Raw genomic sequence first — 24,595 nt, forward strand, 5'->3', positions numbered from 1 at the left:
GGCGGTAGCCGTGTCCCACGACGGTCTCGATGACCTGCGTCTCGTCCGGCGCGGCGAGCTTGCGGCGCAGGTCGGCAAGATCGCGCGTGCCGCCGAGGAGATCCAGGCGACCGACCTGTCCCGCCGGATCCGGCTGTCGGGCCCCAGGGACGAGCTGCGCGACCTGTCCGACACCATCGACTCGATGCTCGACCGGCTCGACTCCGCGTTCCACGCGCAGCGGCGGCTCATCGACGACGCCTCGCACGAGCTGCGCAGCCCGCTGGCGATCATCCGCGCCAACGTCGACACCGTGCTCAGCGAGCCCGGCGCCGGCGCCGAGGACCGCCGCCGCGCCGTGCAGGTCGTCGACCGCGCCACCACCCGGATGACGCGGCTGGTGGAGGACCTGCTGGCCACCGCGCGCCGGTCCGCCCCCGCCTTCGAGGACACCGACGTCGACCTCGGGCTCGCGGCGGGCGAGGCGGCCGAGGAGTTCGACACGCTCGCGGCCGCGCGGGGGCTCACCATCGAGCGGAGGCTGCCGCACGGGCTGCAGGTGATCGGTGACCACGACGCGCTGCGCCGCGCCGTGGCCAACCTGGTGTCCAACGCGGTGCGGCTGGCGCCCGCCGGCACCGCCATCACGGTCGCCGCCGGCAGGACCGGCGGCCGGCACGGGGCCGGGCAGGGAGGCTGGCAGTGGATCGCGGTGAAGGACGCCGGGCCCGGCATCCACGCCGCCGACCAGGACCGGGTGTTCGACCGCTTCTGGCGCGGCTCGGAGACGCGCCGCACCCGCGACCGCCGCACCGGGCTGGGCCTGGCGATCGTGCGGAGCATCGCCGAGGCGCACAACGGCCACGTGGGGCTGTTCTCCGCGCCGGGCGTCGGCAGCACCTTCGTCCTGTGGTTCCCCGTCTCGGTGTCCGGCGGCCGGGCGGCGGGCTCCCCGCCGGACGCCGATCCCCTGGCGGGCGACCCGGTTCCCGGCGACCCCGTCCGCTGAGCCGCGAAGGACCCCGGCGTGCCGGGAGGCGGCGGGTCAGAGGCCGAGGCGGCCGGCGTGGCGGGCCAGGAAGGCGGCCACCTCGTCCTCGGGCTTGTCCGGGAGGCCCCAGATGATCTCGGTGACGCCCGCCTCCTCCCAGTTCGCCATGTCCTCGGCCGAGGGGCGCGTCGCGGCCAGGACGGAGATCTCCGGGCGGCCGGTGCGGCCCGCCTCCTCCCACGCAGCCTGCAGGGCGCTGGTCTTCGGCAGGATGTCCTTCTCCACCGGCGTGGTCATCCAGCCGTCGGCGTTGGCGGCGATCCAGGCGAACGTCTTGGGGCCGCCGCCGGCCCCGATCATCAGCGGGATGTGCGGCTGGACGGGCTTGGGCCACGCCCAGGACGGGCCGAAGGAGACGAACTCCCCGGAGTAGGACGCCTGCTCCTGCGTCCACAGCGCCCGCATCGCCTCCACGTACTCCCGCAGCACCGTCCGGCGCTTGCCGGCCGGCACGTGGTGGTCGGCGAGCTCATCGGTGTTCCAGCCGAACCCGGCGCCGATCGTGACCCGGCCGCCCGACAGGTGGTCGAGTGTGGCGACGGCCTTGGCGAGGGTGATCGGGTCGGACTCCACCGGCAGCGCCACGGCCGTCGCGAGCCGGATCGTCGAGGTGACGGCGACCGCGGACGCCAGGGAGACCCAGGGGTCCAGCGTGCGCATGTAGCGGTCGTCCGGGAGCGACTCGTCCCCCGTGCCTGGGTGCGCGGCCTCGCGCTTGACCGGGATGTGGGTGTGCTCGGGAACGTAGAACGTGTGGAACCCGTTCTCCTCTGCGGCCTTCGCGGCGGCGGCGGGCGTGATGCCCCTGTCACTGGTGAAGAGGACGATGCCATGGCGCATGCGTCCGATACTAGAACGTGTTCTAGGAATCGGGACAGGGGCCTCGCCCCGGCGGGTGCTACGGCTTGCGCTTGCCGCGCAGCGCCCTGGGGAGCGCGGTGGCCTTGCGGCCGACCTTGAAGCTGACCGAGTTGCGGACGGAGCCGAGCTCCTGCCGGGTGCCGGCAAGCCGGTCCTCCGCCTGGGCCAGCTGCTCCTCGGCCTTGGCGAGACGCGCCTTCAGCTTGCGCACCTGGTCGTCCTTCTGGGGCCGGTTCGCCGGCTTCTGCTTGACGCGGACGAGCTGCCGCCCGGCGACCTGCTGGATCTCGTGCCAGACGTCCTCCTGCTTCTCCAGCCAGTTCAGGAGGTCGTTCTGGATGGGCCCGATGTCGCCCCAGGTGCCGTAGAGCTTCTGGGGGGTGATGCAGATCGGGCGCAGGCCGTCGACGGTCACCGACTCCCAGACGGCGGCCGACACGCCGGGAGTGTGCTCGGAACGGTAGTCGTCGCAGACGATCACGCCTCCCGCCGGGAGCATCACGTGCGCGGCCTGGATGTCGCCGTGCACGTGCTCGTACAGATGGGACGCGTCCACGTGCACGAAACGGCACGTCTCCGGCTGGACGTGGTCCAGGATCAGCGACGTCGGTCCCTGGATGATCTGCGGCAGCCGGTCGTGGAAGGCGCGGTAGTTCGCCTCGAAGGCCTTCCGGGTCAGGCTGGAGTACGAGCGGGCCATCTCCTCCTGGTTGGAGTCGTCCGACGCCTCGGAGTCGAAGAGGTCGCACACGGTGAACGTCTCTCCGTCCCGCATGTGCCGCCCCATGAGGATGGCGCTCTTGCCGAGGTAGGAGCCGAGTTCGACGAGGTCGCCGGTTTCACCGAGCTGGTCCTGGCGTTCCAGGAACCAGGTGAAGAGCAACTGGTCGACCTTGGGGAACCATCCCTTGACGTCGTCGAGTGAGGCCGGAGGGCCGGGCTCTTGGCTGGACATTCATGACTCCAATGTCACCGTGCTCGGGAGCGGGGGGAGCGCAATGAACTCGCGCACGTCATCGTGGTCACACCACCAGGATCGACACTATAAGGGGCAAAGGCCATCTCTTCCGTGGACGTTGCCCGCGATCCCGCGATCCACACCACCGCCAACCCTCGGTAGTCGGTGACGCTGCAGTTCGGTGGCGCCGGAGTCAGTGGCGCGCGATGTCCGGCTACCAGTACTCTGGTTACTGGCTAGTCAACAATGTGACTATCAAGGTGAGCGCATGCATCCCTTCCGAGCGGCCGCCGAGGCCGGCGACCGCGCCGCGATCGAGGCCCTTCTCGCCGACGACGTGGTGTTCACGAGCCCCGTGGTCTTCAAGCCGTACTCCGGCAAGCCGGTCACCGCGGCGATCCTGCGGGCCGTGCTGCGGGTCTTCGACGGCATCCGCTACGTCCGGGAGATCAACGACGGCCGCGACCACGCGCTGCTCTTCGAGGCCAGGGTGGGCGACCTGACGATCACCGGCTGCGACTTCCTGCGGATGAACGAGGCGGGCCTGATCGAGGACCTGACGGTCATGGTCCGGCCGCTGTCGGCCGCCAAGGCGCTCGCCGCGGCGATGGCCGTGGAGTTCGAACAGGTCGAGCGGGAGCTCGCCGCCGACTGAACCGGGATCACCGAGGTCGGACGCATCTTCGGCAAATGTTTGATCACCGTCGGCGTTATGCCTAGATTGGCAGCGTCCATCTCTGATCCCCGCTGAAGGAGCGACCCGTGTCCGTGCGAACCAAGCCCCCGTTCCGGGCAGACCATGTCGGCAGCCTGCTGCGCCCGCCCGAGCTCCTGACCGCGCGAGACGACCTCGCGCAGGGCCGCATCGACGCCGCCCGGCTCGCCGAGGCCGAGGACGCCGCCATCCGCGACGTGGTCCGGATGCAGCGCGAGGCCGGGCTGCGGTCGGCCACCGACGGGGAGTTCCGCCGCACCTCGTGGCACATGGACTTCATCTACCAGCTCGGCGGGATCAGCCCGGCGGACGAGAAGATCAAGGTGCAGTTCCACAACGAGGCCGGGGACATCGAGTTCTCCACGGCCGCGCTGAGCGTGCACGACAAGGTGCGGCTGGAGCACACGATCTTCGCGGACCACTTCACGTTCCTGCGGGACGCCGCGGGCGAAGGGGTGACGCCGAAGCTGACGATCCCGTCGCCGAACATGGTCCACTACCGGGGCGGCCCGGCGTCGATCGACCCGAAGATCTACCCCGACATCGAAGAGTTCTGGGGCGACCTGGCCGCCGCCTACTCCGAGCAGGTGCGGCGGCTGGGCGAGCTGGGCTGCCGGTACCTCCAGCTCGACGACACCAGCCTCGCCTACCTCAACGACCCCGCCCAGCGGGCCATGATCTCCGAGCGCGGGGACGACGCCGAGCACCTGCACCTGCGCTACATCCGGCAGATCAACGCCTCGCTGGCCGGGCGGCCCGAGGGCATGAACGTCACCACGCACATGTGCCGGGGCAACTTCCGGTCGTCCTGGACGGCCGAGGGCGGCTACGACTTCGTCGCCGAGGCACTGTTCGGCGAGCTGAACGTGGACGGCTTCTTCCTGGAGTTCGACGACGAGAGGTCGGGCGGCTTCGAGCCGCTGCGGTTCGTCCCGCCGGGCAAGATGGTCGTGCTGGGCCTGGTGACGACCAAGCACGGCGAGCTGGAGTCCAAGGACGACCTGAAGCGCCGCATCGACGAGGCGGCGCGGCACGTCCCGCTGGAGCAGCTCTGCCTGTCGCCGCAGTGCGGGTTCTCCTCCACGGTGGAGGGCAACGCGCTGAGCGCCGAGCAGCAGGCCGCCAAGCTGCGCCTCATCGCCGAGACCGCCGAGGAGGTCTGGGGCTGATCCCGCCCGGTCCCGCCGCTGCCGCCCGCCCGGCCTCTCCTCCGGCTGACCTTCCGGTTAACGGTCGGTGAAGTCCCCCCTTCCTCACCGACCGTGACCGGCCGACCGCAGTAGGCTCGCCGCGGACGGACGCGGGTCAGGAGAGGAATCGGGGCATTGAGCGTGATCAGTGTCGGGCAGGCCATCGTGCTCGGGATCGTGGAGGGCCTGACCGAGTTCCTCCCGGTGTCCTCGACCGGGCATCTCAAGATCACCGAGGGCCTGATGGGCATCCCGGTGGAGGACCGCGCGGTGATCGGGTTCACCGCCGTCATCCAGGCCGGGGCGATCGCGGCGGTGCTGGTGTACTTCTACTCCGACATCGTCCGCATCGTCGCGGCCTGGGGGCGCGGCATCGTCGACAAGGACGAGCGGTACCACCACGACTACAAGTTCGGCTGGTGGGTCATCTACGCCACGGTCCCCGTCGTGATCGTCGGGGTCGCCGCCGACGACCTCATCCACGGCCCGCTGGCCTCGCTCTGGGTCGTCGCGGGGTCGCTGCTCGGCGGCAGCGCCGTGATGTGGCTCGCCGACCGGTACGGCAGGCACAAGCGCGGTGAGGACGACACGTCCCTCACCGACGCCATGCTGATCGGCTGCTCGCAGATCCTCGCGATGCTGTTCCCCGGGTTCTCCCGCTCCGGGGCGACGATCTCCACCGGGCTCCTGCTCGGCCTGGACCGCGTCGCCGCGACCCGGCTGTCGTTCTTCATGGGCATCCCCGCGCTGACCGGCGCGGGCGTCTACGAGCTGCCGAGCGCGCTGTCGTCGGGCACCGGCGCCCTCCCGCTGGTCGTCGGCGCCGGCGTGTCGTTCGTCGTCGCCTACGCGTCCATCGCCTGGCTTCTCCGGTTCGTGTCCAGCCACAGCTTCACCTCCTTCGTGATCTACCGGATCGTCATCGGCCTGCTGCTCTTCGGCCTCCTCAGCGCCGGGACGCTGCACGCCTGAGCCTCGCGGTATACGGCCGGCACCTCGCGGTATATCGGGAGCACGCATATGAGAAACACTGGACTTCTCGTCCAGACGATCACCGAGAGGACGGAGCACCGATTCAATGAAGGACGCCATGTGGGCGGGGACCGTGGCCATCGCCGGGCACGAGGGAGCCGAGCTCGAGGCGTATCTGGCCAGGCCGCTGAGCGACGCCCCGCGCGGCGGCGTGGTGGTGATCCACCACCTGCCCGGGTACGACGCGCCCACCAAGGAGATCGTCCGCAGGTTCGCCGCGCACGGGTACGCGGCGCTCATGCCGAACCTGTACTCGCGGGAGGGCGCCGCCGACCCCGACGACCAGGCCGCCGCGGCACGCGCCAAGGGCGGCGTCCCCGACGAGCAGCTCGTCGGCGACGTCGCCGGGGCCGCCGCCTACCTGAACATGCTCGACCACGCCAACGGCAGGATCGGGGTGATCGGCTACTGCTCGGGCGGGCGGCAGGCGTTCCTCGCCGCCTGCTCGCTGGACCTCGACGCCGCCGTCGACTGCTACGGCGCGTTCGTGGTCGACGAGCCGCCGGAGGACGCGCCGCTGGCCGTCAAGCCGATCGTCTCCATGGCACCGGACCTGTCGTGCCCGCTGCTCGGCCTGTTCGGCGAGGACGACAGGTTCCCGGCGCCGGAGGAGGTGGCGACGCTGGACGCGGAGCTGACCAGGCTCGGCAAGGAGCACGAGTTCCACAGCTATCCGGGCGCCGGGCACGCGTTCTTCGCCGTGGAGCGCCCCGCCTTCCGGCCCGAGGCCGCCAGGGACGCCTGGGCGAAGATCTTCGATTTCTACGGCCGCCACCTGAGCGCCTGAGAGGAGACCGCCATGTGCACCTACCAGACCTTCAAGGTGGAGCTCGACGGCGCGGCGAAGGGCGCGTCCGGCTGGTTCACGCCGACCGAGGGCGCGGTCTACGTCGACCATCCCTTCCACGCGTGCCACGAGCACACGGTGAACATCGACTTCACCGACCCGGCCGCCGGCCCGTCGGCGCGCGTCGCGGTCGAGCTGACCGAGGAGTCGGCGCTGGCGCTGGTCGGCGCCATCCAGCAGGCGCTGGCCGCGGCCCCGCCGGGCCTCGCATCGGCGGGCACGCCGGCGGGCGCGCCCGTCCGGAGCGCCGGCGCGGCATGACGGCGCTGGGGCGGCGCCCGGCCGCGCCGCCCCACCGCGATCAGGTCCCCGCGTGGGCCCGGCGCAGCTCGGCGATGTCGAGCTTGCGCATCGAGAACATCGCCCTGGTGGCGCGCTCCGCCTTCTCCGGGTCGGGGTCGCCGACCAGCTCGTACATCCCGGCCGGGATCACCTGCCAGGACACGCCGAACTTGTCCTTGAGCCAGCCGCACTGGGATTCCTCGCCGCCGCCCTCGAGGAGGCGGTACCAGTAGTGGTCGACCTCGTCCTGGTCCGCGCAGTGGATCATGAAGGACACGGACTCGTTGAACGTGAACCGGGGTCCGCCGTTCAGGCCGAGGAACTTCTGGCCGTTGATCTCGAACTCGACGGTCAGCACCGCCCCGGCCGCGCCGTCGTGCGCGGCGGTCGTGCGCATGACGCCGCCCAGCCTGGAGTCCTTGAAGATCGAGACGTAGTGGTTCGCGGCCTCCTCGGCCCGCCCGTCGAACCACAGGCACGTGGTGAGTCCCCCTGCATCCATGGGTCCGGTGACCATGGGTACCTCCCGTAGACGGATGTCTTCGGGAGTGCAGACCCGCCCGGCCTCCGGAACTCATCGGTCGGCGCGGCCTTCCCGCCAAGGCCGCGAAGCGGTGGCGGAACCACGGGTTCCGGGTTCAGCGGGTTCGGGTCGAGGCGCTGCGGTAGTCGGTGTAGGTGTAGGGGTTGTCGAGGATCTTGGTCTCGGGAACATCGGGGTTCATGCCCTTCACCCACTCGTCCTCGCCCATCGACGCGCGCAGGTACTCCACCGTCGACTCGATCTCGCGGCGGGCGGCGGCGAGGTCGGCGCCGACCAGGCGGTGCTCGTGCTTGACGACCCGCCCGTCCACCAGGACCGTGTGGACGTCGCCGCGCTGCGCCTGGAACGCGACGTGCCCGTAGGGGTTGAGGACGGGGAACGACACCGGCGAGTCGTCGTTCTTGATCAGGACGACGTCGGCCTTCTTGCCGGGTTCGATGCTGCCGAGGTCGTCGCGGCCGATCGTCCGGGCGCCGCCGCGGGTGGCCCACTCGACGACCTGGTCGGCGCGCAGGTTGCAGTGCGTGACGGTCTCGCCCTTGTTGTGGGCCTCAAGGTGCATGCGGCAGCGGTCGGCGCCGAGCGTGGTGCGCATGGCGGAGAACAGGTCGCCGCTCCACCAGACGCTCGTGTCCATCGACAGCGAGATCGGGATGTCGTGCGCGCGCAGGACCCAGGTGGGCGGGTAGCCCTGCCCGGCGCTCTGCTCGCTCTCGGTGGAGACCGAGATGGACCCGCCCGTGGCGGCGATGCGGTGATAGGAGTCGGCGGACAGGGACGCGGCGTGCACGTACACCGTCTCGGGGGTCATGAACCCGTGGTCGTGCATCTGCTTGATGCCCTCGTCGCTGGTCGCGCCCCAGACGCCGGCGTGGGTGGTGACGGGGACGCCGAGTTCGCGGGCCACTTCGAAGGCGGGCTTCTCCGGGAAGGACGGGTCGCCGACCACGTCGAACGCGAGCTGGAAGCCGAGCATGTCGCCGCCGATGAGCCTGCCCGCGAAGTCGCGGAACTCCTGCGTCCCGGTCCATTCGGCGGGCGGCGCCTGGATGTTGCCGTAGGCGAGGACGAAACGTCCGGGCACCGAGCGCAGCGCGTCCACGGCGGCGTCGGCGTGGTCGAGGGTCTGCAGGCCGTGCGACCAGTCGACGACCGTGGTGACGCCGGCGTCGATCGCCTCCAGGGCGGCGAGCACGTTGCCGGCGTGGATGTCGTCGGGCCGGAACCGCTTGCCGTGCTCCAGGTAGTACCAGACGAAGTACTGGGTCAGGGTCCAGTCGGCGCCGTAGCCGCGCATGGCGGTCTGCCACATGTGCCGGTGGGTGTCGATCATCCCGGGCATGACGATTCCGCCGGTCGCGTCGATCTCGGCGGTGCCCTCCGGGACCTGGAGATCGGCCCCGACCGCGGTGATCTTGTCGCCGGTGACGAGGACGTCGGCGCGGTCGAGGACCTCGCGCCCGTCGGCCATCGTCAGGACCATGCCGCCGCGCAGCACCACGGGACGGCCCGGCTCGAACTCGCTCGTGTTCGGCATCGCATGCACTCCTCGTCCTCGGGACACTCCACTCCGGAGCAGTCACGGACTGATGTCCGCTCTACGGTCAAACCTGCATGTGGCTACTCTTCCGACCGGTAGTCAAAGTGTCAACCACTTGACCGGCTTCGATATCGACATGGCAGAATCGATAGGGCGGACGAACGTCCGCTCAACGGACTCTACCGATCGACGAGCAGGTCCAACCGACGAGCAAGGGAGCCGGATGACGGACGACACCACGCGCGAAGGGCCGGGCGGCCCCCTGTCGGGGGTGCTCGTGGCGGACTTCTCCCGGGTCCTGGCCGGGCCCTACGCGACGATGCTGCTGTCCGACCTGGGCGCCGACGTGATCAAGGTGGAGGGGCCGAAGGGCGACGACACCCGCTCCTGGACGCCGCCCGCGCGCGGCGAGGAGTCGACCTACTACCTCGGCATCAACCGGGGCAAGCGCTCGATCGCCCTCGACCTCCGGGACGAGCGGGACGCCGCCGCCGGCCGCGAACTGGCCCGCCGCGCCGACGTGCTGATCGAGAACTTCAAGCCCGGCGGCCTCGCCAGGTTCGGCCTCGACTACGACTCGGTGCGCGCCGCCAACCCGGGCGTCGTCTACAGCTCGATCACCGGGTTCGGGGCGGGTGCCGGGCGGGACGTCCCCGGCTACGACCTGATGGTGCAGGCGATCTCCGGGCTGATGAGCCTGACCGGCGACCCGGACGGCCCGCCGTACCGTGCCGGGATCTCGGTGTTCGACGTGATGGCGGGCAACCACGCCGCGATCGGCATCCTGGCGGCGCTGCGGCACCGCGACGCGACCGGCGAGGGCCAGCTCGTCGAGGTCAACCTGCTGTCGTCGGCGCTGACGGGCCTGGTCAACCACAGCTCCGCCTACGTCGCGGGCGACACCGTCCCGTACCGGATGGGCAACGCGCACCCGAGCGTGTTCCCCTACGAGCCGCTGCCGACGGCGGACAACGACCTGATCGTCGCCGCGGCGAACGACGGCCAGTTCCGCAAGCTGTGCGAGGTGCTCGGCATCCCGGACGTCGCGGACGACCCGCGGTTCGCGGCCAACGCCGGCCGGACCGCCAACCGGGCGGAGCTGCGCCCGGTCCTGGTGGAGCGGCTGAAGCGGCGCGGCGCCGTCGAGTGGTTCGAGCTGCTGGTGGAGGCGGGCGTGCCGAGCGGGCCGATCAACACGATCGACGGCGGGTTCGCGATGGCCGAGCGCTTCGAGCTCGACCCCGTCGTGGCCGTCGGCGAGGGCGATCACGCGGTGCCGACCACCCGGAACCCCATACGCTTCTCCCGCACGCCCGTGGCGTACCGGCTGCCGCCGCCCGGCCTGGACGAGCACGGCGCGGAGCTGCGCGAATGGCTGGCGAAACCGCAGCAGGATGGGCCCCGGGAGGACGACCGTGGCTGAGCGCCCCGAGTACCCGACGGCGCTGGGCGCGTCGAGCCGCGAGACGATCACGCTGCTCGGGCAGGACCTCGCGAAGGACGTGATGGGCGAGGTCGGGTTCGGCGAGCTGGCGTTCTGGCTCGCGACCCAGCGGCGGCCCGAGCCGGGCGAGACGCGCGTGTTCGAGGCCGTCCTCGCCGCGCTCGCCGACCACGGCTTCACCCCGACCGCGATCGTCACCCGGCTGACGTACCTGTCGGCGCCCGACTCGGTGCAGGGCGCCCTGGCCGCCGGGCTGCTCGGCGGCGGCTCCCGGTTCCTCGGCGTCACCGAGGACACCGGCCGCTTCCTGCACGACGTGCTGGTCTCGGTGGACGGCGACCTCCCGTCCGGCGACCAGGGCTGGGACGACCTCGCTCTGCGGACCGTCCAGGCGGAGCGGGAGGCGAAGCGGTTCGTCCCGGGCCTCGGCCATCACGTGCACAAGGACGGCGACCCGCGCACTCCCCGGCTGATGGAGATCGCCGCCGAGGAGGGGCTGTTCGGCCCGCACCTGTCGCTGTTCGCCGCGATCGGCCGCGTCCACCCCGGCGTGCTGGGCAAGACGCTGCCGCTGAACGGCGCCGGGGTGTGCGGCGCCGCGCTCGCCGACCTCGGGCTGCCGCTGGAGCTGCTGCGCGGGTTCGCGCTGCTGGCGCGCACCGCCGGGCTGATCGGCCAGCTGGCCGAGGAGCTGCGCCACCCGGTCGGCAACGACATCTTCCTCTCGGTGGACCTGAACAACCGGTCCGCCGCCCCCGACCCCTACTCCCCCGGAGACCGTCATGGCTGAACTGGTCGCTGTGATCGCTTCGACCCACCATCCCTTCTACTACCGCGCGAGCACGGCGACCGGCGAGGACCGCCCCGATTTCGCCGACGAGTGGGTCCGCAAGGTCGAGGCGTTCCGCGAGACGCTCACCCGGGCCCGGCCGGACGTCCTGGTGATGGTCGGCTCCGACCACTTCCACCAGCTGTGGCTGGACAACATGCCGCAGTTCCTCATCGGCAAGGCGCCGTTCTACGACGCGAACTGGTACAACGAGGAACGCGAGTTCGGGCTCCCCCGGATGCTGATGAAGGGGCAGGAGGACCTGTCGGCCTACATCCTGCGCGAGGGCCTGGACGCGGGATTCGACCTGGCGTTCTCCAACGAGCTCCGCATCGACCACTCGATCACGTGCCCGATCATCACGCTGCGCCCGCAGAACGACCTGCCGATCGTCCCCGTCTACACCAACATCTTCGCGCCGCCGCTGCCGCGGCCGAAGCGGTTCGTCCAGCTCGGCCGGACCATCCGGGAACTGGTGGAGTCGTGGCCGGGAGACCAGCGGGTCGCGGTCATCGGCACCGGGCACCTGTCGCTGGAGCTGGGCGGCCCGCGCCAGTTCGGCCCGCACGGGCCCGACCCCGAGTTCGACGCGAAGGCCGTGGAGTGGATCTCGTCCGGCGACATCGAGGGCTGCCTGTCGGAGGTGACGCTCGACAGCCTGCACGCGCCCGGCAACGCCACCCACGGGTTCATGGACTTCATGCTGATGATGGGCGTCGCCGGCGAGGGCGAGAAGGCCGACTACGTCGACACCTACGACCTGTTCCACACGATGGAGGCCTACTTCACCTGGTACCCGAACGGAGCGGCCAAGTGAGCAAGTACCTGCTGAACAAGTTCCTCTACACCGTCGACCGCGACCCGGAACTCGTCGAGCGCTACCGGGACGAACCGGAGGCGACCGTGGCGTGGTGGGAGGGGGAACAGGCCAACCGCATCATCAACTGCCACGGCGGCGAGTCGTCCACGTGGCTGCGGTTCGACGACACCGAGCGGGCGGCCCTCACGGGACACGACTACCCGAAGCTGTTCGAGCTGGGCGCGCACCCCTTCCTCACCCTCACGCTGTTCATCGCGATGTTCGAACGCGACCACGACGAGCCACTCGGGTTTCAGCTGGAGTACGCGCGGAAGCTCTCGCACATGACGCTTCCCTACCCCGACATCGCGACCTGACGGTGCGCGCCGCAGAGATTCGCGAGTGCGGCCGTCCCCCGGTGGTGGCGGAGCGGGAACCGCCCGTGCCCGGGGACGGCGAGGTACTGGTCGACGTCCTCGCCGCGCCCATCACGCCGCTCGACCTGCTGTGCGCCACCGGGACGTCCTACTTCGGGAAGCCCGCGACACCGTACGTGCCGGGCGTCCAGGGCGTCGGGACCTGCGGCGGCCGGACGGTCTGGTTCCCGAGCCCCGCCGGGATGGCGCCGGGCGACGGGAGCATGGCCGAGGTCGCGGCGGTCCCGGAGACGGCGCTCGTCGAGCTGCCGGGCGACGCCGATCCCGTGCTCGTGGCCGCGCTCGGGCTTTCCGCCGTCGCCGCGCACATGGCGCTGACCTGGCGCGGCGAGCTGGCCGCCGGGGAGCAGATCATCGTGCTCGGGGCGGGCGGCGTCGTCGGGCAGGCCGCGGTCCGGCTCGCCCGGACGGCGGGCGCGCGGCGGGTCGTCGCGGGCGCGCGGTCACCGGCCGCGCGGGAGCGGGCGGCGCGGGCAGGTGCGGACGCGGTCGTCGCGCTCGACACCGGCGACGTCGCCGAGCTGGCCCGCCGGTTCGAGGATGCCTCGGACGGGCCCGCCGACCTGGTCCTCGACCCGCTGTTCGGAGCCCCGGCGGCGGCCGCGGCGCGGACGCTCCGACCGGGCGGGCGGCTCGTCAACCTGGGCTCCTCGGCGGGCGAGACGTGCCCGATCGAGTCGTCCACGCTTCGCGGGAAGTCGCTGCGGCTGCTCGGCTACACCAACAACGAGCTGACGGCGGACCAGCGGGCCGAGGCGATCACGTTCGTCGCCGGGGAGGCCGCGTCCGGGAGGCTGGCGGTCGCGCACGAGACCGTCCCCCTGGGCGGCGCGGCGGCGGCGTGGCGGCGTCAGGGCGAGGGGACGGCGGAGGGCAGGATCGTCATCATCCCGCGGCCGGCCGGGTGACCTGCGGGACGGTCTCCAGCCGCGCGAAGTCGGCGCTGATCTCACCGGCCGTGTGCAGCAGCAGCGGCAGGTGCTCCTCGACGAGCCGCTCGACGGGCGTCTCGGCGGCGTGGGTGTTGACGTTGAGGCCCGCGATGACCTTGCCGGAACCGTCGCGCAGCGGCGCCGCCACCGAGCGGATGCCGCGGGCGAGCTGCTCGTCGGTCATCGCCCACCCGCGCGCCCGGACCTCGCGCAGCTCCGCGTCGCGGTCCTGCTTGGAGAGGTGGACGCGCGGCTCCAGGCCGGAGCGCGTGGGCTCGGCGAGGATCCGGTCGACCTCCGCGGAGTCGAGCGCGGCGAGCTGGACCTTGCCGAGCGAGGTCTGCAGGGCCGGGAACCGCGTCCCGATCTGCACCGCCAGCGCGACGATCTTGGGGACGGCGACGCGGGCGACGTAGACGATGTCGGACCCGTCGAGCTGCGCGATGGAGCACGACTCGTTCGTCCGCTCGGACAGGCGTTCCATGTGGGGGCGCGCCACGTCCCACAGCCCCATGGACCTGACGTAGGACACGCCGAGGTCGAGGACGCGCGGGGTGAGGGCGTATCCTCCGTCGTCGGCGCGCACGTAGCCGAGTTCGCGGAGGGTGAGCAGGATGCGGCGGGCGGTCGGCCGGGCCAGTCCGGTGGCCTCGGCGACCTGCGCCAGCGACATCACGGGGCGGCGCGCCTCGAACGCGGTGATGACGTCGAGGCCGCGGGCCAGCGCCTCGATGAAATCCGGTCCGGTGCCTTCCCGTGGCATCGATCATCCCCTCGCCGTCCCACGCGCCCGTCGGGTGTCCATCATACGGACACCTGACCGGCCCGTGGGCGGCACACCCGGGTCAGGGAGAGAACCGGGTCACGGGTAGAAGCGGAAGACCGGCTGCAGGACGCAGGCGGGCTTGCCGCCGTTCTCGATCTCCACGACGAGGTCGGGCGTGAGCTGGACGCCGCCGCCCGCGACCTCGGTCACCTCCGCGAGCGTCCCCGACAGCCGGATGCGCGCACCGGACGGGACGGGGGCGGGGAACCGGACCTTGTTCAGCCCGTAGTTCACCTTGGTCGTGACGCCGGTGACGTCCAGTAGCTCCGTCCACAGCGGGATGACCAGCGACAGGGTCAGGTACCCGTGGGCGATCGGGCCGCCGAACGGGCCGTCCTTCGCCCGCTCGGGGTCGACGTGGATCCACTGGTGGTCATCCGTGGCGTCGGCGAAGGTGTCGATGCGGGCCTGGTCCACCTCCAGCCAGCGGCCTGCGCCGAGCGAGTCGCCGGCCATGCTCGTCAGGTCCTCGAACGCGACCGTCGTGGTCATCGGTCCTCCTTCTCGGCGAGGCGCAGGGCCCGGACGGCGTTGTCCTTGAGGATCTTGGGCCGGACGTGCGGCTTGATCTCCAGCTTCGCGAAGTCGGCCCGCCACCGGTCCGGGGTGATGACCGGGTAGTCGGAGCCGAACAGGACCTTGTCCTGCAGGAGGCTGTTGGCGTACCGGACGAGCTGCGGCGGGAAGTACTTCGGCGACCAGCCCGACAGGTCGATGTAGACGTTCGGTTTGTGCGTGGCGACGGCCAGCGCCTCGTCCTGCCAGGGGAACGACGGGTGCGCCAGGATGATCGTCAGTTCGGGGATGTCCACGGCGACGTCGTCCAGCAGCATCGGGTTCGACAGGCCGAGCCGGATGCCCCCGCCGCCCGGCATGCCCGCGCCGATGCCCGTCTGCCCGGTGTGGAACAGGGCCGGGACGCCGTGCTCGGCGGCGACCTCCAGAAGCGGGTACGCGCTGCGGTCGTCGGGCGCGAAGCCCTGCAGGGACGGGTGGAACTTGATCCCGCGGACGCCGCGCTCCTCGACGAGGCGGCGGAACGCCCGCGCGCCCGCGCGCCCCTTGGCCGGGTCGATGCTCGCGAACGGGACGAGGACGTCGGGGTGCTCGGCGGCGGCGTCGGCGATCTCCTCGTTCGACAGCGCCGGATGCCCGGTGGCGTTCTCGATGTCGACGCTGAACACGACGGCCGCCATGCGCCGCTCGCGGTAGTAGGACGCGATCTCGTGGACGTCGGGCGTGTGGTGCCCCCCGCCGAAGTACTTCGCGGACGCCTCGAGGTACTCCCCGGGCAGCGACAGGTGGCCGTGCAGGTCGGTCTCGACGTGGACGTGCACGTCGACGGCCTCCAGGGCGTCCAGGTCGAGGCCGGTCGCGGGGGCGGGACGGGTCATCGGGACGGCTCCGGTTCCGGCGCCTCGGGGAGGTTCTCCCCCACGCCCTGCTCGTGCTCGGCGAAGATCGTCGGCCAGGCGGCGGCGATGTCGTCCGCGCCCCAGCCGCCGTCCCGGTAGGCGGCGACGGCCTGCGTGGGGTGCGTCCACAGCGACAGCCGGTCGCCGCCGACGCCGACGGCCTGCCCGGTGACGCCGGACGCGGCGTCGGAGGCGAGGAACGCCACCAGCCCGGCCGCGTCCTCCGGGGTGCCGAAGGCCAGGGCGCGGCGGGCGAACGGCGGCATCTCCCCGCCCTGCCGCATCGTCTCGGCGTAGGGGGCGAGCGCGGGGATCGTCTCGGTCATCGCGGTCGCCGCGACGGGGACGACCGCGTTGACGGTGACGTTCGCGCGGGCCAGCTCCATCGCCCAGGTGCGGGCGAATCCGACGATCCCGGCCTTGGCCGCCGAGTAGTTCGTCTGGCCGAAGTTGCCGCGCTGCCCGGCCGGCGAGCCGACCAGGATCAGCCGGCCGCCCTCGCCCTGCTCGCGGAACCGCACCGCCGCGGCGCGGGCGCAGGTGAACGTGCCCTTCAGATGCACCCGGACGACGGTGTCGAAGTCGTCGTCGGTCATCTTCCACAGCACCCTGTCGCGCAGGACGCCGGCGTTGGTGACCATCACGTCGAGCCGGCCGAACTCGTCCACGGCCCGTCCCACCAGGCTTTCGGCGGCCTCGGACGTGCCGACCGCGGCGGCGTGCGCGACGGCCCGCCCGCCGGAGTCGACGATCTGCTTCGCCGCGGCCTCGGCGGTGGCGGGATCCGCGTCGTTGACGACGACGGCGGCGCCCGCGCGGGCGAGTTCCCCGGCGTAGGCGAGGCCGAGGCCCCGCCCGGCGCCGGTGACCACCGCCACCTTCCCGTTCAGCTCCATTGCCACCTCTCCTGGTCCGGCCCTTCCGGTGCGATCCCCCTGGCCAAGAAATTAGATTCCAAACTGTCGTGCGTCAAGATTTCATCGAATAACCTTGGTCACGGCGGCCCCGCCCACACGGCATGCTGTGACGGGACGACCACCGGGAACGGCACGACCGGGAACGAGGAGAGGACGAGGGATGATCGCCGAGCAGGACTCGTCCCCGGGCGCGCGGCCGCGCCCGCGTGCTCCGCAGCAGCTGCTGTTCAGCTTCCTCGGCTCGCTCGTCCTCGACCGCGGGTACCCGCCGATCAGCTCCCGGATCTTCCTGCACCTGCTCGGCGACCTCGGGGTGGCGGAGGCGGCCGGGCGGGCCACGCTCGCGCGGATGACGCGCAAGGGCCTGCTCGCCCGGGTCCGGGAAGGGCGCACGGCCAGGTTCTCCCTCACCCCGTGGGCGGAGGACCTGCTCCGCGAGGCCAAGCCCCGGGTCGACTCGCCGGCGCCGTTCACTCACCCGGACGGCGAGTGGACGCTGCTCAGCTACTCCATGCCGGAGAGCCGCCGCGACCTGCGCCACCAGATCCGCGCCCGGCTGATCTGGGCCGGCTTCGGGGGCCTGCGGGACGGGCTGTGGATCGCGCCGGGCCGCGTCGACATCAGCGCCGTCTTCAAGGACCCCGAGTTCGCGGAGATCGCGGAGCTGGCCGACGGGTTCTACTCCGTCCCGGTGGACGGCACCGACGTGCCGAGGCTCCTGCACCGGGCCTGGGACGTCGACGCCATCCGCGCCGAGCACGAGTCGTTCATCGCCGGCTGGACGCCGGACCGCGGGCAGGTGGGACGCCCGCTGACCCGCCTCACCCTCCTGGGCGCCGACTGGCTGCAACTGCTCCGCACCGATCCCGGCCTGCCCGCCGAGCACCTCCCGGACGGCTGGCCCGCCGCCGAGTCCACCGCCCTGTACCGGGAGCGGTTCGACACGCTCGAACCGGACGCGACCGACCGGCTCCGCAGGCTCCTGGACGCCGACCCCGGCCGGCGCTGACCCCGGTCACACCGACCCCGGTCGCGCTGACCCCGGCTGCGCCGCCCCGGGGACGTCCCGCGCTGAACCTGGGCGGCCGCCCGGCCGTACCCCTGGCGAACGACCCCGACCGCACCGGCAACCAGCGGACGAAACGGCCGGACGCCGCCTCCCCGGCCTGGGCGGGCGTCCCGCGCACGAGGAGCACCTTTCGTGTCATCGGACTCGATCGATCCTGGCCTGCTGCGCAGGAACGCGCACAGCCCGTCCTTCTTCGCCCTGCAGCGGGCCTCGCCGGGACGTCAGGACCTGGTCGACTTCTGCATCCCCTGCAACCCCTACTTCCCCACTCCCGGGATGTTCTCGCAGCTCGCGGGTGCGATGGAGCAGATCCTGAAGTACTACCCGAGCGACTCCGACACGATCGCCGCGGAGCTGTGCGCCGTCCTCGGGCACAACCCGCAGACGGTGGTGATGGGCAACGGGTCCACGGAGCTGATCACCTGGATCGACCATCTGCTGGTCCGCGAGAGCCTCGCCACCCCGATCCCGACGTTCGGGCGCTGGACGGACCAGCCGCTGGAGACCGGCAAGCGCGCCGACCTGTTCCAGCTCCACGAGATGCGCGGCTTCGAACTCGACGTGGACGCGTTCGTGCACTTCGTCCGTACGCGCGGTTCACGGGTCGCCGTGATCTGCAACCCCAACAACCCCGACGGCGGCTACGTCCCGCGGCGCGAGGTCGTCCGGCTGATGGACCTGCTGATCGACCTCGACCTGGTCGTGGTGGACGAGTCGTTCCTGGACTTCGTGGACGCCGAACCGCACACCACCGTCGCCGACGAGGCCCGCATCCGGCCCAACGTGATCGTCCTGAAGAGCCTCGGCAAGAACTTCGGCCTGCACGGCATCAGGTTCGGCTACATGGTCGCGAACCCGGCGCTGGCGCGGACCATCCGCGCGGCCCTCCCGAAATGGAACCTCAACTCCTTCGCCGAGGTCGTGGTGTTCCTGCTGCGCGAGCACGGCGCGGAGTACCGCGAGAGCCTGCGGCTGCTGGCCCGCGACCGGATGCTGATGACGCAGCAGCTCACGTCCCTGCCGGGGCTGAAGGTCTTCCCGTCCCAGGGCAACTTCGTCATGGTCAAGCTGCCGGACGGCAGGGACGGCGTCGCGCTGCGCGACCACCTGATCGCCCAGCACGGCGTGTTCGTCCGCGAGTGCGGCAACAAGCTGGGGTCGACGAGCCAGTTCGTGCGGCTGGTCGTCCGGCCGCAACAGGACGTGCAGCGGCTGCTGATCGGGCTCGGCTCCTACCTCTACGGCGCCGCCTCGGACTTCCACGGCGCCCCCTCGGAGGCACCGCCCGACAACGTCGTGTCCCCCGGGCACGGCTGGGGCGAGGCCGCGTGGCCGGGTGGCGTCACCGGCGCCGGGGAGCCGGACCTGCCGGCGGCGGCGAGCCACTACGCCGAGCCGCGGCGCCCCGAACCCGTCCCGCATGAGGATTTCCGCGCCGCCATTTAAGTAATGGCCGAAACAGGAGAAAGACGAGTAAGTCTCCGAGGTGATCTAGCCGGATGGTCCTGACGCGCCCTACGTTGGCAGCGTCACCATTCGCGCGCGTGCGTTGACGGCGCGTTCCGGCATGATCTCTGGAGTGGACTTCAATGGAGAATCCGCACGTCATCGATCCCACCGGCAGCGACATTCAGGGAGAGGCCGCGAAACTGCGCGACCGGGGGACGGTGACGCCCGTGGAACTCCCCGGCGGCGTGACCGCGTGGGCGGTGACCGGCCAGGAACAGCTCAAGCGGCTGCTCGCCGATCCGATGGTCTCGAAGAACCCGAACCTGCACTGGGCCGAATGGATCAACGGGGAGATTCCGCCGGACTGGCCGCTGGCCCTGTGGGTGTCGGTGCAGAACATGTTCACCGCCTACGGCGACGAGCACCGCCGGCTGCGCACGATCATCTCCCGGGCGTTCACCCCGCGGCGCAGCGAGGCCCTCCGGCCGGCCGTCGAGCAGATCACCCGGGACCTGGTCGACGGGCTGACCGCGGCGCCCGGAGGCCGGGCCGACCTGCGCGAGGAGTTCGCCTACCCGCTGCCGATCGAGGTGATCTGCCGGCTGTTCGGCGTCCCGGACGAGACCCGGCCGAGTTTGCGGCGCTGCGTCGACGGCATCTTCAACACGGCGCTGACGCCCGAGGAGTCCATCGCCAACCAGCAGGAGATGTACGGCATCTTGCAGGACCTCGTCGAGTTCCGGCGGCGCGAGCCCACCGACGACCTGGCGGGCGTCTTGATCTCCGCGCGGGACGACGACGGCTCCCGGCTCAGCGAGGCGGAACTGGTCGACACGCTCATCCTGATGATCTCCGCCGGTCACGAGACGACGGTGAACCTGCTCGACCAGGCGATCACGGCGTTGCTGACGCACCCGGAGCAGTACGCCCTGGTCCGGTCCGGCGAGGTGCCGTGGGACGAGGTGATCGAGGAGACGCTGCGCTGGCAGGCGCCCGTCGCGAACCTGCCGCTCCGCTACGCCGTGGAGGACATCGACATCGACGGCGCCACGATCCGGAAGGGCGAGGCGATCCTCGCGGCCTACGCGGCGGCGGGCCGCGACCGCGCCCTGCACGGCGACGACGCCGACCTGTTCGACATCACCCGCGCCGACAAGGAGCACGTCTCGTTCGGGTACGGCGTGCACTTCTGCGTCGGCAAGCATCTCGCGCGGATGGAGGCCGAGATCGCCCTTCCGGCGCTGTTCGGCCGCTTCCCCGACATGGCCTTCGCCGTCGACCCCGCCGAACTTCGCCCGGTGGAGTCATTCATCTCCAACGGCCACCGGGAACTGCCCGTCAACCTGAATTCCTAGGCGGTTTCTGTTCCTTCGTTCGTTTCCCCGGCCGATCGGCGCGAAAGGCCGGGGAAACGGCGCGCTCGACGCATTATTCGTCCGTCCCGCCCGGCCGTGCGGTCCGGAACTCGACGGTGCTCCGGAAATCTAGGTGTCGCGGCGGGCGCGGGCCCGGCGCTTGCCCTCGTGCATGGCCTGCACGCGGGCGATCGGGATGGTGTGCCCTTCCTCGACCAGATCGGACGGCAATTCCTGCGGGGCGGGCATGAGATCGGCCCAGAGGTCGCGGCCGGCCAGCAGGCCGGCGGCGTTGCGGATGGTGAAGTCGGCCGGGGCGACGCCGTCCAGCTCGTCCCACGGGACGGGGAACGAGACCGGCGTACCGGGACGGATCCGCGGGCTGTAGGCGGCGACGACGGTCGCGCCGCCCGCGCGGGTCGAGTCGAGGAACACCTTGCCGGCGCGGTCCTCGCGGATGAAGGCGGTCGTGGCGAATTCCGGGTCGAGGCGTTCGGCACGGGCCGCGAGGGCGCGGGTGGCGGCGGCCACGTCCACGGCGCCCGTCCGGCCGTCCAGCGGCACGAACACGTGGACGCCCTTGGCTCCGCTCGTCTTGACCGCCCCCTGCAGGCCGGAGTCCTCCATCGCCCGCCGCACCAGGTGGGCGGCGCGGACGGCGGCGCCGAACCCGTCCGGGTCAGGCGGGTCGAGGTCCATGACGAGGTGGGTCGGCCTGTCCCAGGCGTCGTTGCGGAAGAGCGGCGGGTGGTACTCGACGGCGCGCTGGTTGGCGAACCACAGCAGGGTGCGGCGGTCGTCGCACAGCGCGTAGGACACCTCGCGCTGGGACGTCTCCGCCCACACCGCGACCGTCTTCACCCAGGACGGCGTTCCCTTCGGGACGTTCTTCTGCATGAACGGCTTCTGGCCCCGCAGCACGCGCTTGACCGACAGCGGACGGTCGGCGAGCTGCGGCACGATGCGGCCGGCGACGGCGTCCAGGTAGTCGACCAGGTCGCGCTTGGTCGCGTCCGCCCCCTCGAACAGGGACTGGTCGAGGTTCGTCAGCCGTACCCCGTCCCGCTCCTCATCAGCACTCACAGGCCCAGCTTCGCACGCGGCACCGACAACGCCCTCGGGCACCGTAGGGCACGCTGGGACGGTGAACGCTCATGCGACGAGTCCCGTACTCGTCGGGCGCGTCCAGGAGTCGGCCGCCCTCGACGACGCCTTCCACGCCGCCCGGAACGGGTCGGCGTCGGCGGTCCTCCTCGGCGGCGAGGCCGGCGTGGGCAAGACCCGGCTCGTCGGCGAGTTCGCCGGCCGGGCACGGGCGGAGGGAGCGCGGTTCCTCGGCGGCGGCTGCCTGGAGCTCGGCACCGAGGGACTGCCGTTCGCGCCCTTCACGGCGGCGCTGCGCGGTCTCGTCCGCGAGATCGGCGTGGACGGGGTGCGGAAGCTGCTCCCGGAAGGCGCCGGCGCGGAACTGGGGCGGCTGCTGCCCGACTTCGGCGACACCGACGCGGACGCCTTCCCCGGCGAAGCCAGGGCGCGCCTGTTCGAGCTGGTCCTCACGCTGCTGGAACGGCTCGCCGCGTCCGCCCGGTCGTGCTCGTCATCGAGGACGCCCACTGGGCCGACACGTCGACGCGCGACCTGCTCACGTTCCTCGTCCGCAACCTCGGCGCGGACACCGCCCTGCTGATCGTCGCCACCTACAGGACGGACGAGCTGCACCGGACGCATCCGCTGCGCCCGCTGCTCTCCGAGCTCGAACGGGTGGAGCGGGTGCGCCGCGTCCCCCTGGCGCGGCTCGGCCGGGACGAGGTCGCCGAGCTGGTCCGGGGCGTGCTCGGCGAGCGCTGGACGGCCCGCGCCACGGCGGAGATCTTCACGCGCAGCGAGGGGAACCCGCTGTTCGTGGAGGCCCTGCTCGACTCGCGCGAGGACGCCGAGCTGCCGGAGTCCCTGCGTGATCTGCTGCTCGGCGGGGTCCAGCGGCTGCCCGACGAGACCCAGGAGATCCTGCGGGTCGCCGCGGGCGGCGGGGCGCGGATCCGGCACGAGCTGCTCGCCGCGGTCGCCGGTGCCGGCGAGCGGGTGCTGACCCGCGGCCTGCGCCCGGCCGTCGCGTCCAACACGCTGGTCGTCGACGGCGACGGGTACGCGTTCCGGCACGCGCTGATCCGCGAGGCCGTGCACGACGACCTGCTGCCCGGGGAACGGGTGCGGCTGCACGTCCGGTACGCGGAGGTGCTGGAGGCGCGCCCCGAGCTGATGCCGGCGCGGCAGCGGGCGGTCACGCTCGCCCACCACTGGTACGCGGCGCACGACATCGGCCGGGCGCTGGCCGCCGCGTGGCGGGCCGCCGGTGAGACGCGCACGGCGCTCGCCTACGCCGAGTCGCTCCGGATGGCGTCCCGCGTGCTGGAGTTGTGGGACCGCGTCCCGGACGCGGTGGACCGCACCGGCGTCCCGCACGCCGAGGTCATCGAGACGGCCGTCACGCTCGCCGACCTCGCCGGGGAGGCCGACACCGGGATCAGGCTGGCCGCGGCCGGGCTGGCGGAGGCCCGCGAGGACCCCGTGCGCGCCGCCCGCCTCTACGAGCGACGCGGCCTGATGGGCATGCGGCTCGGCCGGGAGGAGGCCATCGAGGACCTCCGCGAAGCGACCCGGGTGGTCCCCGCCGACCCGCCGAGCCGGACCCGCGCCCGCGTCCTGACGACCCTCGCCTACCAGATCCAGGGGCTGCACGGCATGGAGGAGGAGTCCGGCCGCGCCGCCGAGGAGGCGCTGGCCGTCGCGCGCGCCGTGGGAGACGTCCCGGCGGAGATCCACCTGGAGCTCCGGTTCGCCTGGGACGAGCTGTTCCGCGCTGACGACCCGGAGACGTTCCTCGCAACGGCCGAGCGGGCCGCCGACCGGGCCGGGGAATCCCGCGCCTTCGAGCCTTTGCTGCGCGCGATCACCAACCGGGCCGACGTCCTGGAGATGTACGGGCGGTCCGCGGAGGCCGCGCAGGTCGCCGCCCTCGGCGTGGCGAAGGCCGACGAGTACGGGCTCGGCAGGACCGCCGGGACCTTCCTGGCCATCAACACCGCCGAGCCGCTGATCTCGCTCGGCCGCTGGGACGAGGCGCTCACCGTGATCGACCGCGCCTTCGCGCAGGACCCGCCGACCTTGTTCCGGGGCGGCCTGAGCTCCCTCGTGGGCGGCATCGCGGCGGACCGCAGCGACCTCGACGAGGCGGAGCGGGCGGCGAAGGCGGCGCGCACCCGGATCGCGTACGGCACCGCCCGCCGCGCCCAGGACCTCTTCCCGGTCTGCCGTCTCGACGCGCTGATCGCTCTCCGGCGCGGCCGTCCGGCGCAGGCACTGGAGGCACTCGACCCCGTCCTCGCCGACCTCGGCCTGCCGGACGACTCCCGCTACGCGCTGCCGGGGCTCGTGGTCGCGGCGACCGCCTGCGCCGACCTCGGGGACACCGGCCCGCTCGCCGCGATCCGCGCCCGCGCCGCCGGGATCCGGATCTACGGGCCCGTCCAGGAGGCGCACCGGCTGTCCCTGCTCGCCGAGGCGGCCCGCGCCGAGGGCGTACTCGACCGGGACGCGTGGGAGGCGGCGGTGGAGGCGTGGGACGCGCTGGGCCGGCCGTATCCGCTCGCGTGGGCGCTGGCCAGGGCGTCCGAGGCCACCGCCGGCGCGGACCGGGACGCCGCCGCGTCCCGGCTGCGCCGCGCCGCCGGTCTGGCCGGCGAACTCGGCGCCGCCCCGCTCCGCGAGCACATCGGCCTGCTGGCCCGCCGGGCACGGCTCGACCTCGGCGACGGCGGGCCGCCGTCCCGCCCCGGCTTCGGCCTCACGCCGCGCGAGGCCGAGGTGCTGCGCCTGGTCGCCGAGGGCCGCGGCAACCGCGACATCGCCGGGGCCCTGTTCATCTCCGTCAAGACCGCGAGCGTCCACGTCTCGAACATCCTGGCCAAACTCGGCGTCTCCACCCGGACCGAGGCCGCCGCCACCGCCCACCGACTGGGGCTCTTCGAGTGACGGCCGTTCGATGCACGGCGTCAGTCGCGGGTCACCGGTGGTCGCAGGGAGGTCAGCGGGGGCGCCAGGGAGACTCCGGGGCGGTGGGGCGG

Annotated in this window: 25 protein-coding genes; 16 read left to right on the top strand and 9 right to left on the bottom strand. The window is 72.1% G+C overall.

The annotated features are described in order from the left end of the window. Window positions 1-988, top strand: a 988-nt coding sequence (locus E1285_RS28180) for a HAMP domain-containing sensor histidine kinase (protein ID WP_132157330.1), incomplete at its 5' end; no start/stop codon positions are given. Window positions 989-1,024: 36 nt separating this feature from the next. Here E1285_RS28180 and E1285_RS28185 read toward each other — a convergent pair. Then, the gene (locus E1285_RS28185) at window positions 1,025-1,870 is read right to left on the bottom strand and encodes an LLM class F420-dependent oxidoreductase (RefSeq protein ID WP_132157332.1); all 846 of its coding nucleotides are present in this window, start codon (window positions 1,868-1,870) and stop codon (window positions 1,025-1,027) included. A 58-nt stretch (window positions 1,871-1,928) separates the two neighbouring features. Then, window positions 1,929-2,846, bottom strand: coding sequence for a class I SAM-dependent methyltransferase (locus E1285_RS28190; protein WP_132157334.1), 918 nt, complete (start codon window positions 2,844-2,846; stop codon window positions 1,929-1,931). A 271-nt stretch (window positions 2,847-3,117) separates the two neighbouring features. Here E1285_RS28190 and E1285_RS28195 point away from each other — a divergent pair, with 271 nt between their 5' ends. From E1285_RS28195 to E1285_RS28215, 5 genes are all read left to right on the top strand, one after another. Further along, window positions 3,118-3,504, top strand: a complete 387-nt coding sequence (locus tag E1285_RS28195; protein ID WP_132157336.1) for a nuclear transport factor 2 family protein — start codon at window positions 3,118-3,120, stop codon at window positions 3,502-3,504. Between the two features lie 107 nt (window positions 3,505-3,611). After that, window positions 3,612-4,733: a 5-methyltetrahydropteroyltriglutamate--homocysteine S-methyltransferase gene (locus E1285_RS28200; protein ID WP_132157338.1), complete on the top strand. Its 1,122-nt coding sequence runs from the start codon at window positions 3,612-3,614 to the stop codon at window positions 4,731-4,733. Between the two features lie 162 nt (window positions 4,734-4,895). Continuing rightward, window positions 4,896-5,726: an undecaprenyl-diphosphate phosphatase gene (locus tag E1285_RS28205; RefSeq protein WP_243723100.1), complete on the top strand. Its 831-nt coding sequence runs from the start codon at window positions 4,896-4,898 to the stop codon at window positions 5,724-5,726. A gap of 106 nt (window positions 5,727-5,832) precedes the next feature. Continuing rightward, window positions 5,833-6,573, top strand: a complete 741-nt coding sequence (locus tag E1285_RS28210) for a dienelactone hydrolase family protein (RefSeq protein WP_132157342.1) — start codon at window positions 5,833-5,835, stop codon at window positions 6,571-6,573. A 12-nt stretch (window positions 6,574-6,585) separates the two neighbouring features. Continuing rightward, on the top strand, window positions 6,586-6,894 hold the full coding sequence (locus tag E1285_RS28215) for a DUF6295 family protein (protein WP_132157344.1): 309 nt from the start codon (window positions 6,586-6,588) through the stop codon (window positions 6,892-6,894). 40 nt (window positions 6,895-6,934) lie between these two features. Here the strand turns inward: E1285_RS28215 and E1285_RS28220 are convergent, their stop codons facing one another. Further along, window positions 6,935-7,417 (bottom strand): VOC family protein, encoded by a 483-nt coding sequence (locus tag E1285_RS28220; RefSeq protein ID WP_132157346.1) that lies wholly within the window; start codon window positions 7,415-7,417, stop codon window positions 6,935-6,937. 136 nt (window positions 7,418-7,553) lie between these two features. Then, window positions 7,554-8,996 (bottom strand): amidohydrolase family protein, encoded by a 1,443-nt coding sequence (locus tag E1285_RS28225; RefSeq protein ID WP_132157348.1) that lies wholly within the window; start codon window positions 8,994-8,996, stop codon window positions 7,554-7,556. Window positions 8,997-9,222: 226 nt separating this feature from the next. On the opposite strand from E1285_RS28225, the gene E1285_RS28230 reads away from it, so the two are divergent. From E1285_RS28230 to E1285_RS28250, 5 genes are read left to right on the top strand one after another with little or no spacing between them, the layout of a single operon-like run. Continuing rightward, window positions 9,223-10,422, top strand: coding sequence for a CoA transferase (locus E1285_RS28230; protein WP_132157350.1), 1,200 nt, complete (start codon window positions 9,223-9,225; stop codon window positions 10,420-10,422). Further along, the gene (locus tag E1285_RS28235) at window positions 10,415-11,233 is read left to right on the top strand and encodes a citryl-CoA lyase (protein ID WP_207946864.1); all 819 of its coding nucleotides are present in this window, start codon (window positions 10,415-10,417) and stop codon (window positions 11,231-11,233) included. The genes E1285_RS28230 and E1285_RS28235 overlap by 8 nt, the downstream gene beginning before the upstream one ends. Next, window positions 11,226-12,089, top strand: coding sequence for an extradiol ring-cleavage dioxygenase (locus E1285_RS28240; protein WP_132157354.1), 864 nt, complete (start codon window positions 11,226-11,228; stop codon window positions 12,087-12,089). The genes E1285_RS28235 and E1285_RS28240 overlap by 8 nt, the downstream gene beginning before the upstream one ends. Continuing rightward, on the top strand, window positions 12,086-12,448 hold the full coding sequence (locus tag E1285_RS28245; protein ID WP_132157356.1) for a hypothetical protein: 363 nt from the start codon (window positions 12,086-12,088) through the stop codon (window positions 12,446-12,448). Before E1285_RS28240 ends, E1285_RS28245 begins: the two co-directional genes overlap by 4 nt. A gap of 2 nt (window positions 12,449-12,450) precedes the next feature. Then, window positions 12,451-13,416: a zinc-binding alcohol dehydrogenase family protein gene (locus tag E1285_RS28250; protein WP_132157358.1), complete on the top strand. Its 966-nt coding sequence runs from the start codon at window positions 12,451-12,453 to the stop codon at window positions 13,414-13,416. Here the strand turns inward: E1285_RS28250 and E1285_RS28255 are convergent. The 4 genes from E1285_RS28255 to E1285_RS28270 all read right to left on the bottom strand — a co-directional run bounded on the left by E1285_RS28255 (window position 13,394) and on the right by E1285_RS28270 (window position 16,577). Further along, window positions 13,394-14,203 carry an IclR family transcriptional regulator C-terminal domain-containing protein gene (locus E1285_RS28255; protein WP_132157360.1) on the bottom strand — a complete coding sequence of 270 codons (810 nt, stop codon included), beginning with the start codon at window positions 14,201-14,203 and terminating at the stop codon, window positions 13,394-13,396. The genes E1285_RS28250 and E1285_RS28255 overlap by 23 nt on opposite strands. 99 nt (window positions 14,204-14,302) lie before the next feature. Further along, window positions 14,303-14,758 (bottom strand): MaoC family dehydratase, encoded by a 456-nt coding sequence (locus tag E1285_RS28260; protein WP_132157362.1) that lies wholly within the window; start codon window positions 14,756-14,758, stop codon window positions 14,303-14,305. Next, window positions 14,755-15,660, bottom strand: a complete 906-nt coding sequence (locus tag E1285_RS28265; RefSeq protein WP_132157364.1) for an amidohydrolase family protein — start codon at window positions 15,658-15,660, stop codon at window positions 14,755-14,757. Before E1285_RS28265 ends, E1285_RS28260 begins: the two co-directional genes overlap by 4 nt. Next, window positions 15,657-16,577, bottom strand: coding sequence for an SDR family NAD(P)-dependent oxidoreductase (locus E1285_RS28270; protein WP_132157366.1), 921 nt, complete (start codon window positions 16,575-16,577; stop codon window positions 15,657-15,659). Before E1285_RS28270 ends, E1285_RS28265 begins: the two co-directional genes overlap by 4 nt. Before the next feature lie 181 nt (window positions 16,578-16,758). On the opposite strand from E1285_RS28270, the gene E1285_RS28275 reads away from it, so the two are divergent. The 3 genes from E1285_RS28275 (at window position 16,759) to E1285_RS28285 (ending at window position 20,471) form a co-directional block, all read left to right on the top strand. Beyond that, entirely contained in the window at window positions 16,759-17,607 is an 849-nt protein-coding gene (locus tag E1285_RS28275) for a PaaX family transcriptional regulator C-terminal domain-containing protein (RefSeq protein WP_132157368.1), read from the top strand. A 192-nt stretch (window positions 17,608-17,799) separates the two neighbouring features. Next, complete coding sequence (locus tag E1285_RS28280) at window positions 17,800-19,113, top strand: histidinol-phosphate transaminase (protein ID WP_132157370.1); 1,314 nt, start codon at window positions 17,800-17,802, stop codon at window positions 19,111-19,113. A 143-nt stretch (window positions 19,114-19,256) separates the two neighbouring features. After that, window positions 19,257-20,471, top strand: coding sequence for a cytochrome P450 (locus E1285_RS28285; protein WP_207946866.1), 1,215 nt, complete (start codon window positions 19,257-19,259; stop codon window positions 20,469-20,471). A 129-nt stretch (window positions 20,472-20,600) separates the two neighbouring features. Here the strand turns inward: E1285_RS28285 and E1285_RS28290 are convergent, their stop codons facing one another. After that, on the bottom strand, window positions 20,601-21,554 hold the full coding sequence (locus tag E1285_RS28290; RefSeq protein WP_132157372.1) for an ATP-dependent DNA ligase: 954 nt from the start codon (window positions 21,552-21,554) through the stop codon (window positions 20,601-20,603). Window positions 21,555-21,615: 61 nt separating this feature from the next. Between E1285_RS28290 and E1285_RS46815 the strand changes: the two genes are divergently transcribed. Together E1285_RS46815 and E1285_RS48265 are read left to right on the top strand one after the other, a co-directional pair. Next, window positions 21,616-22,158: an ATP-binding protein gene (locus E1285_RS46815; protein WP_207946868.1), complete on the top strand. Its 543-nt coding sequence runs from the start codon at window positions 21,616-21,618 to the stop codon at window positions 22,156-22,158. Beyond that, the gene (locus E1285_RS48265) at window positions 22,062-24,503 is read left to right on the top strand and encodes a helix-turn-helix transcriptional regulator (protein WP_279510099.1); all 2,442 of its coding nucleotides are present in this window, start codon (window positions 22,062-22,064) and stop codon (window positions 24,501-24,503) included. Before E1285_RS46815 ends, E1285_RS48265 begins: the two co-directional genes overlap by 97 nt. The last annotated feature ends 92 nt before the right edge of the window (window positions 24,504-24,595 follow it).

Source organism: Actinomadura sp. 7K507, assembly GCF_004348425.1.
GTDB lineage: Bacteria > Actinomycetota > Actinomycetes > Streptosporangiales > Streptosporangiaceae > Spirillospora.

Excerpts from the sequence above, each read along its gene's own strand:
- E1285_RS28210 (WP_132157342.1), top strand. The coding sequence starts at position 5,833 with ATGAAGGACGCCATGTGGGCGGGGACCGTGGCCATCGCCGGGCACGAG.
- E1285_RS28285 (WP_207946866.1), top strand. The coding sequence starts at position 19,257 with ATGGAGAATCCGCACGTCATCGATCCCACCGGCAGCGACATTCAGGGA.
- E1285_RS28255 (WP_132157360.1), bottom strand. The coding sequence starts at position 14,203 with ATGCCACGGGAAGGCACCGGACCGGATTTCATCGAGGCGCTGGCCCGC.
- E1285_RS28190 (WP_132157334.1), bottom strand. The coding sequence starts at position 2,846 with ATGTCCAGCCAAGAGCCCGGCCCTCCGGCCTCACTCGACGACGTCAAG.
- E1285_RS28220 (WP_132157346.1), bottom strand. The coding sequence starts at position 7,417 with ATGGATGCAGGGGGACTCACCACGTGCCTGTGGTTCGACGGGCGGGCC.
- E1285_RS28260 (WP_132157362.1), bottom strand. The coding sequence starts at position 14,758 with ATGACCACGACGGTCGCGTTCGAGGACCTGACGAGCATGGCCGGCGAC.
- E1285_RS28230 (WP_132157350.1), top strand. The coding sequence starts at position 9,223 with ATGACGGACGACACCACGCGCGAAGGGCCGGGCGGCCCCCTGTCGGGG.
- E1285_RS28215 (WP_132157344.1), top strand. The coding sequence starts at position 6,586 with ATGTGCACCTACCAGACCTTCAAGGTGGAGCTCGACGGCGCGGCGAAG.
- E1285_RS28270 (WP_132157366.1), bottom strand. The coding sequence starts at position 16,577 with ATGGAGCTGAACGGGAAGGTGGCGGTGGTCACCGGCGCCGGGCGGGGC.
- E1285_RS28240 (WP_132157354.1), top strand. The coding sequence starts at position 11,226 with ATGGCTGAACTGGTCGCTGTGATCGCTTCGACCCACCATCCCTTCTAC.
- E1285_RS28265 (WP_132157364.1), bottom strand. The coding sequence starts at position 15,660 with ATGACCCGTCCCGCCCCCGCGACCGGCCTCGACCTGGACGCCCTGGAG.
- E1285_RS28195 (WP_132157336.1), top strand. The coding sequence starts at position 3,118 with ATGCATCCCTTCCGAGCGGCCGCCGAGGCCGGCGACCGCGCCGCGATC.
- E1285_RS28185 (WP_132157332.1), bottom strand. The coding sequence starts at position 1,870 with ATGCGCCATGGCATCGTCCTCTTCACCAGTGACAGGGGCATCACGCCC.
- E1285_RS28225 (WP_132157348.1), bottom strand. The coding sequence starts at position 8,996 with ATGCCGAACACGAGCGAGTTCGAGCCGGGCCGTCCCGTGGTGCTGCGC.
- E1285_RS28275 (WP_132157368.1), top strand. The coding sequence starts at position 16,759 with ATGATCGCCGAGCAGGACTCGTCCCCGGGCGCGCGGCCGCGCCCGCGT.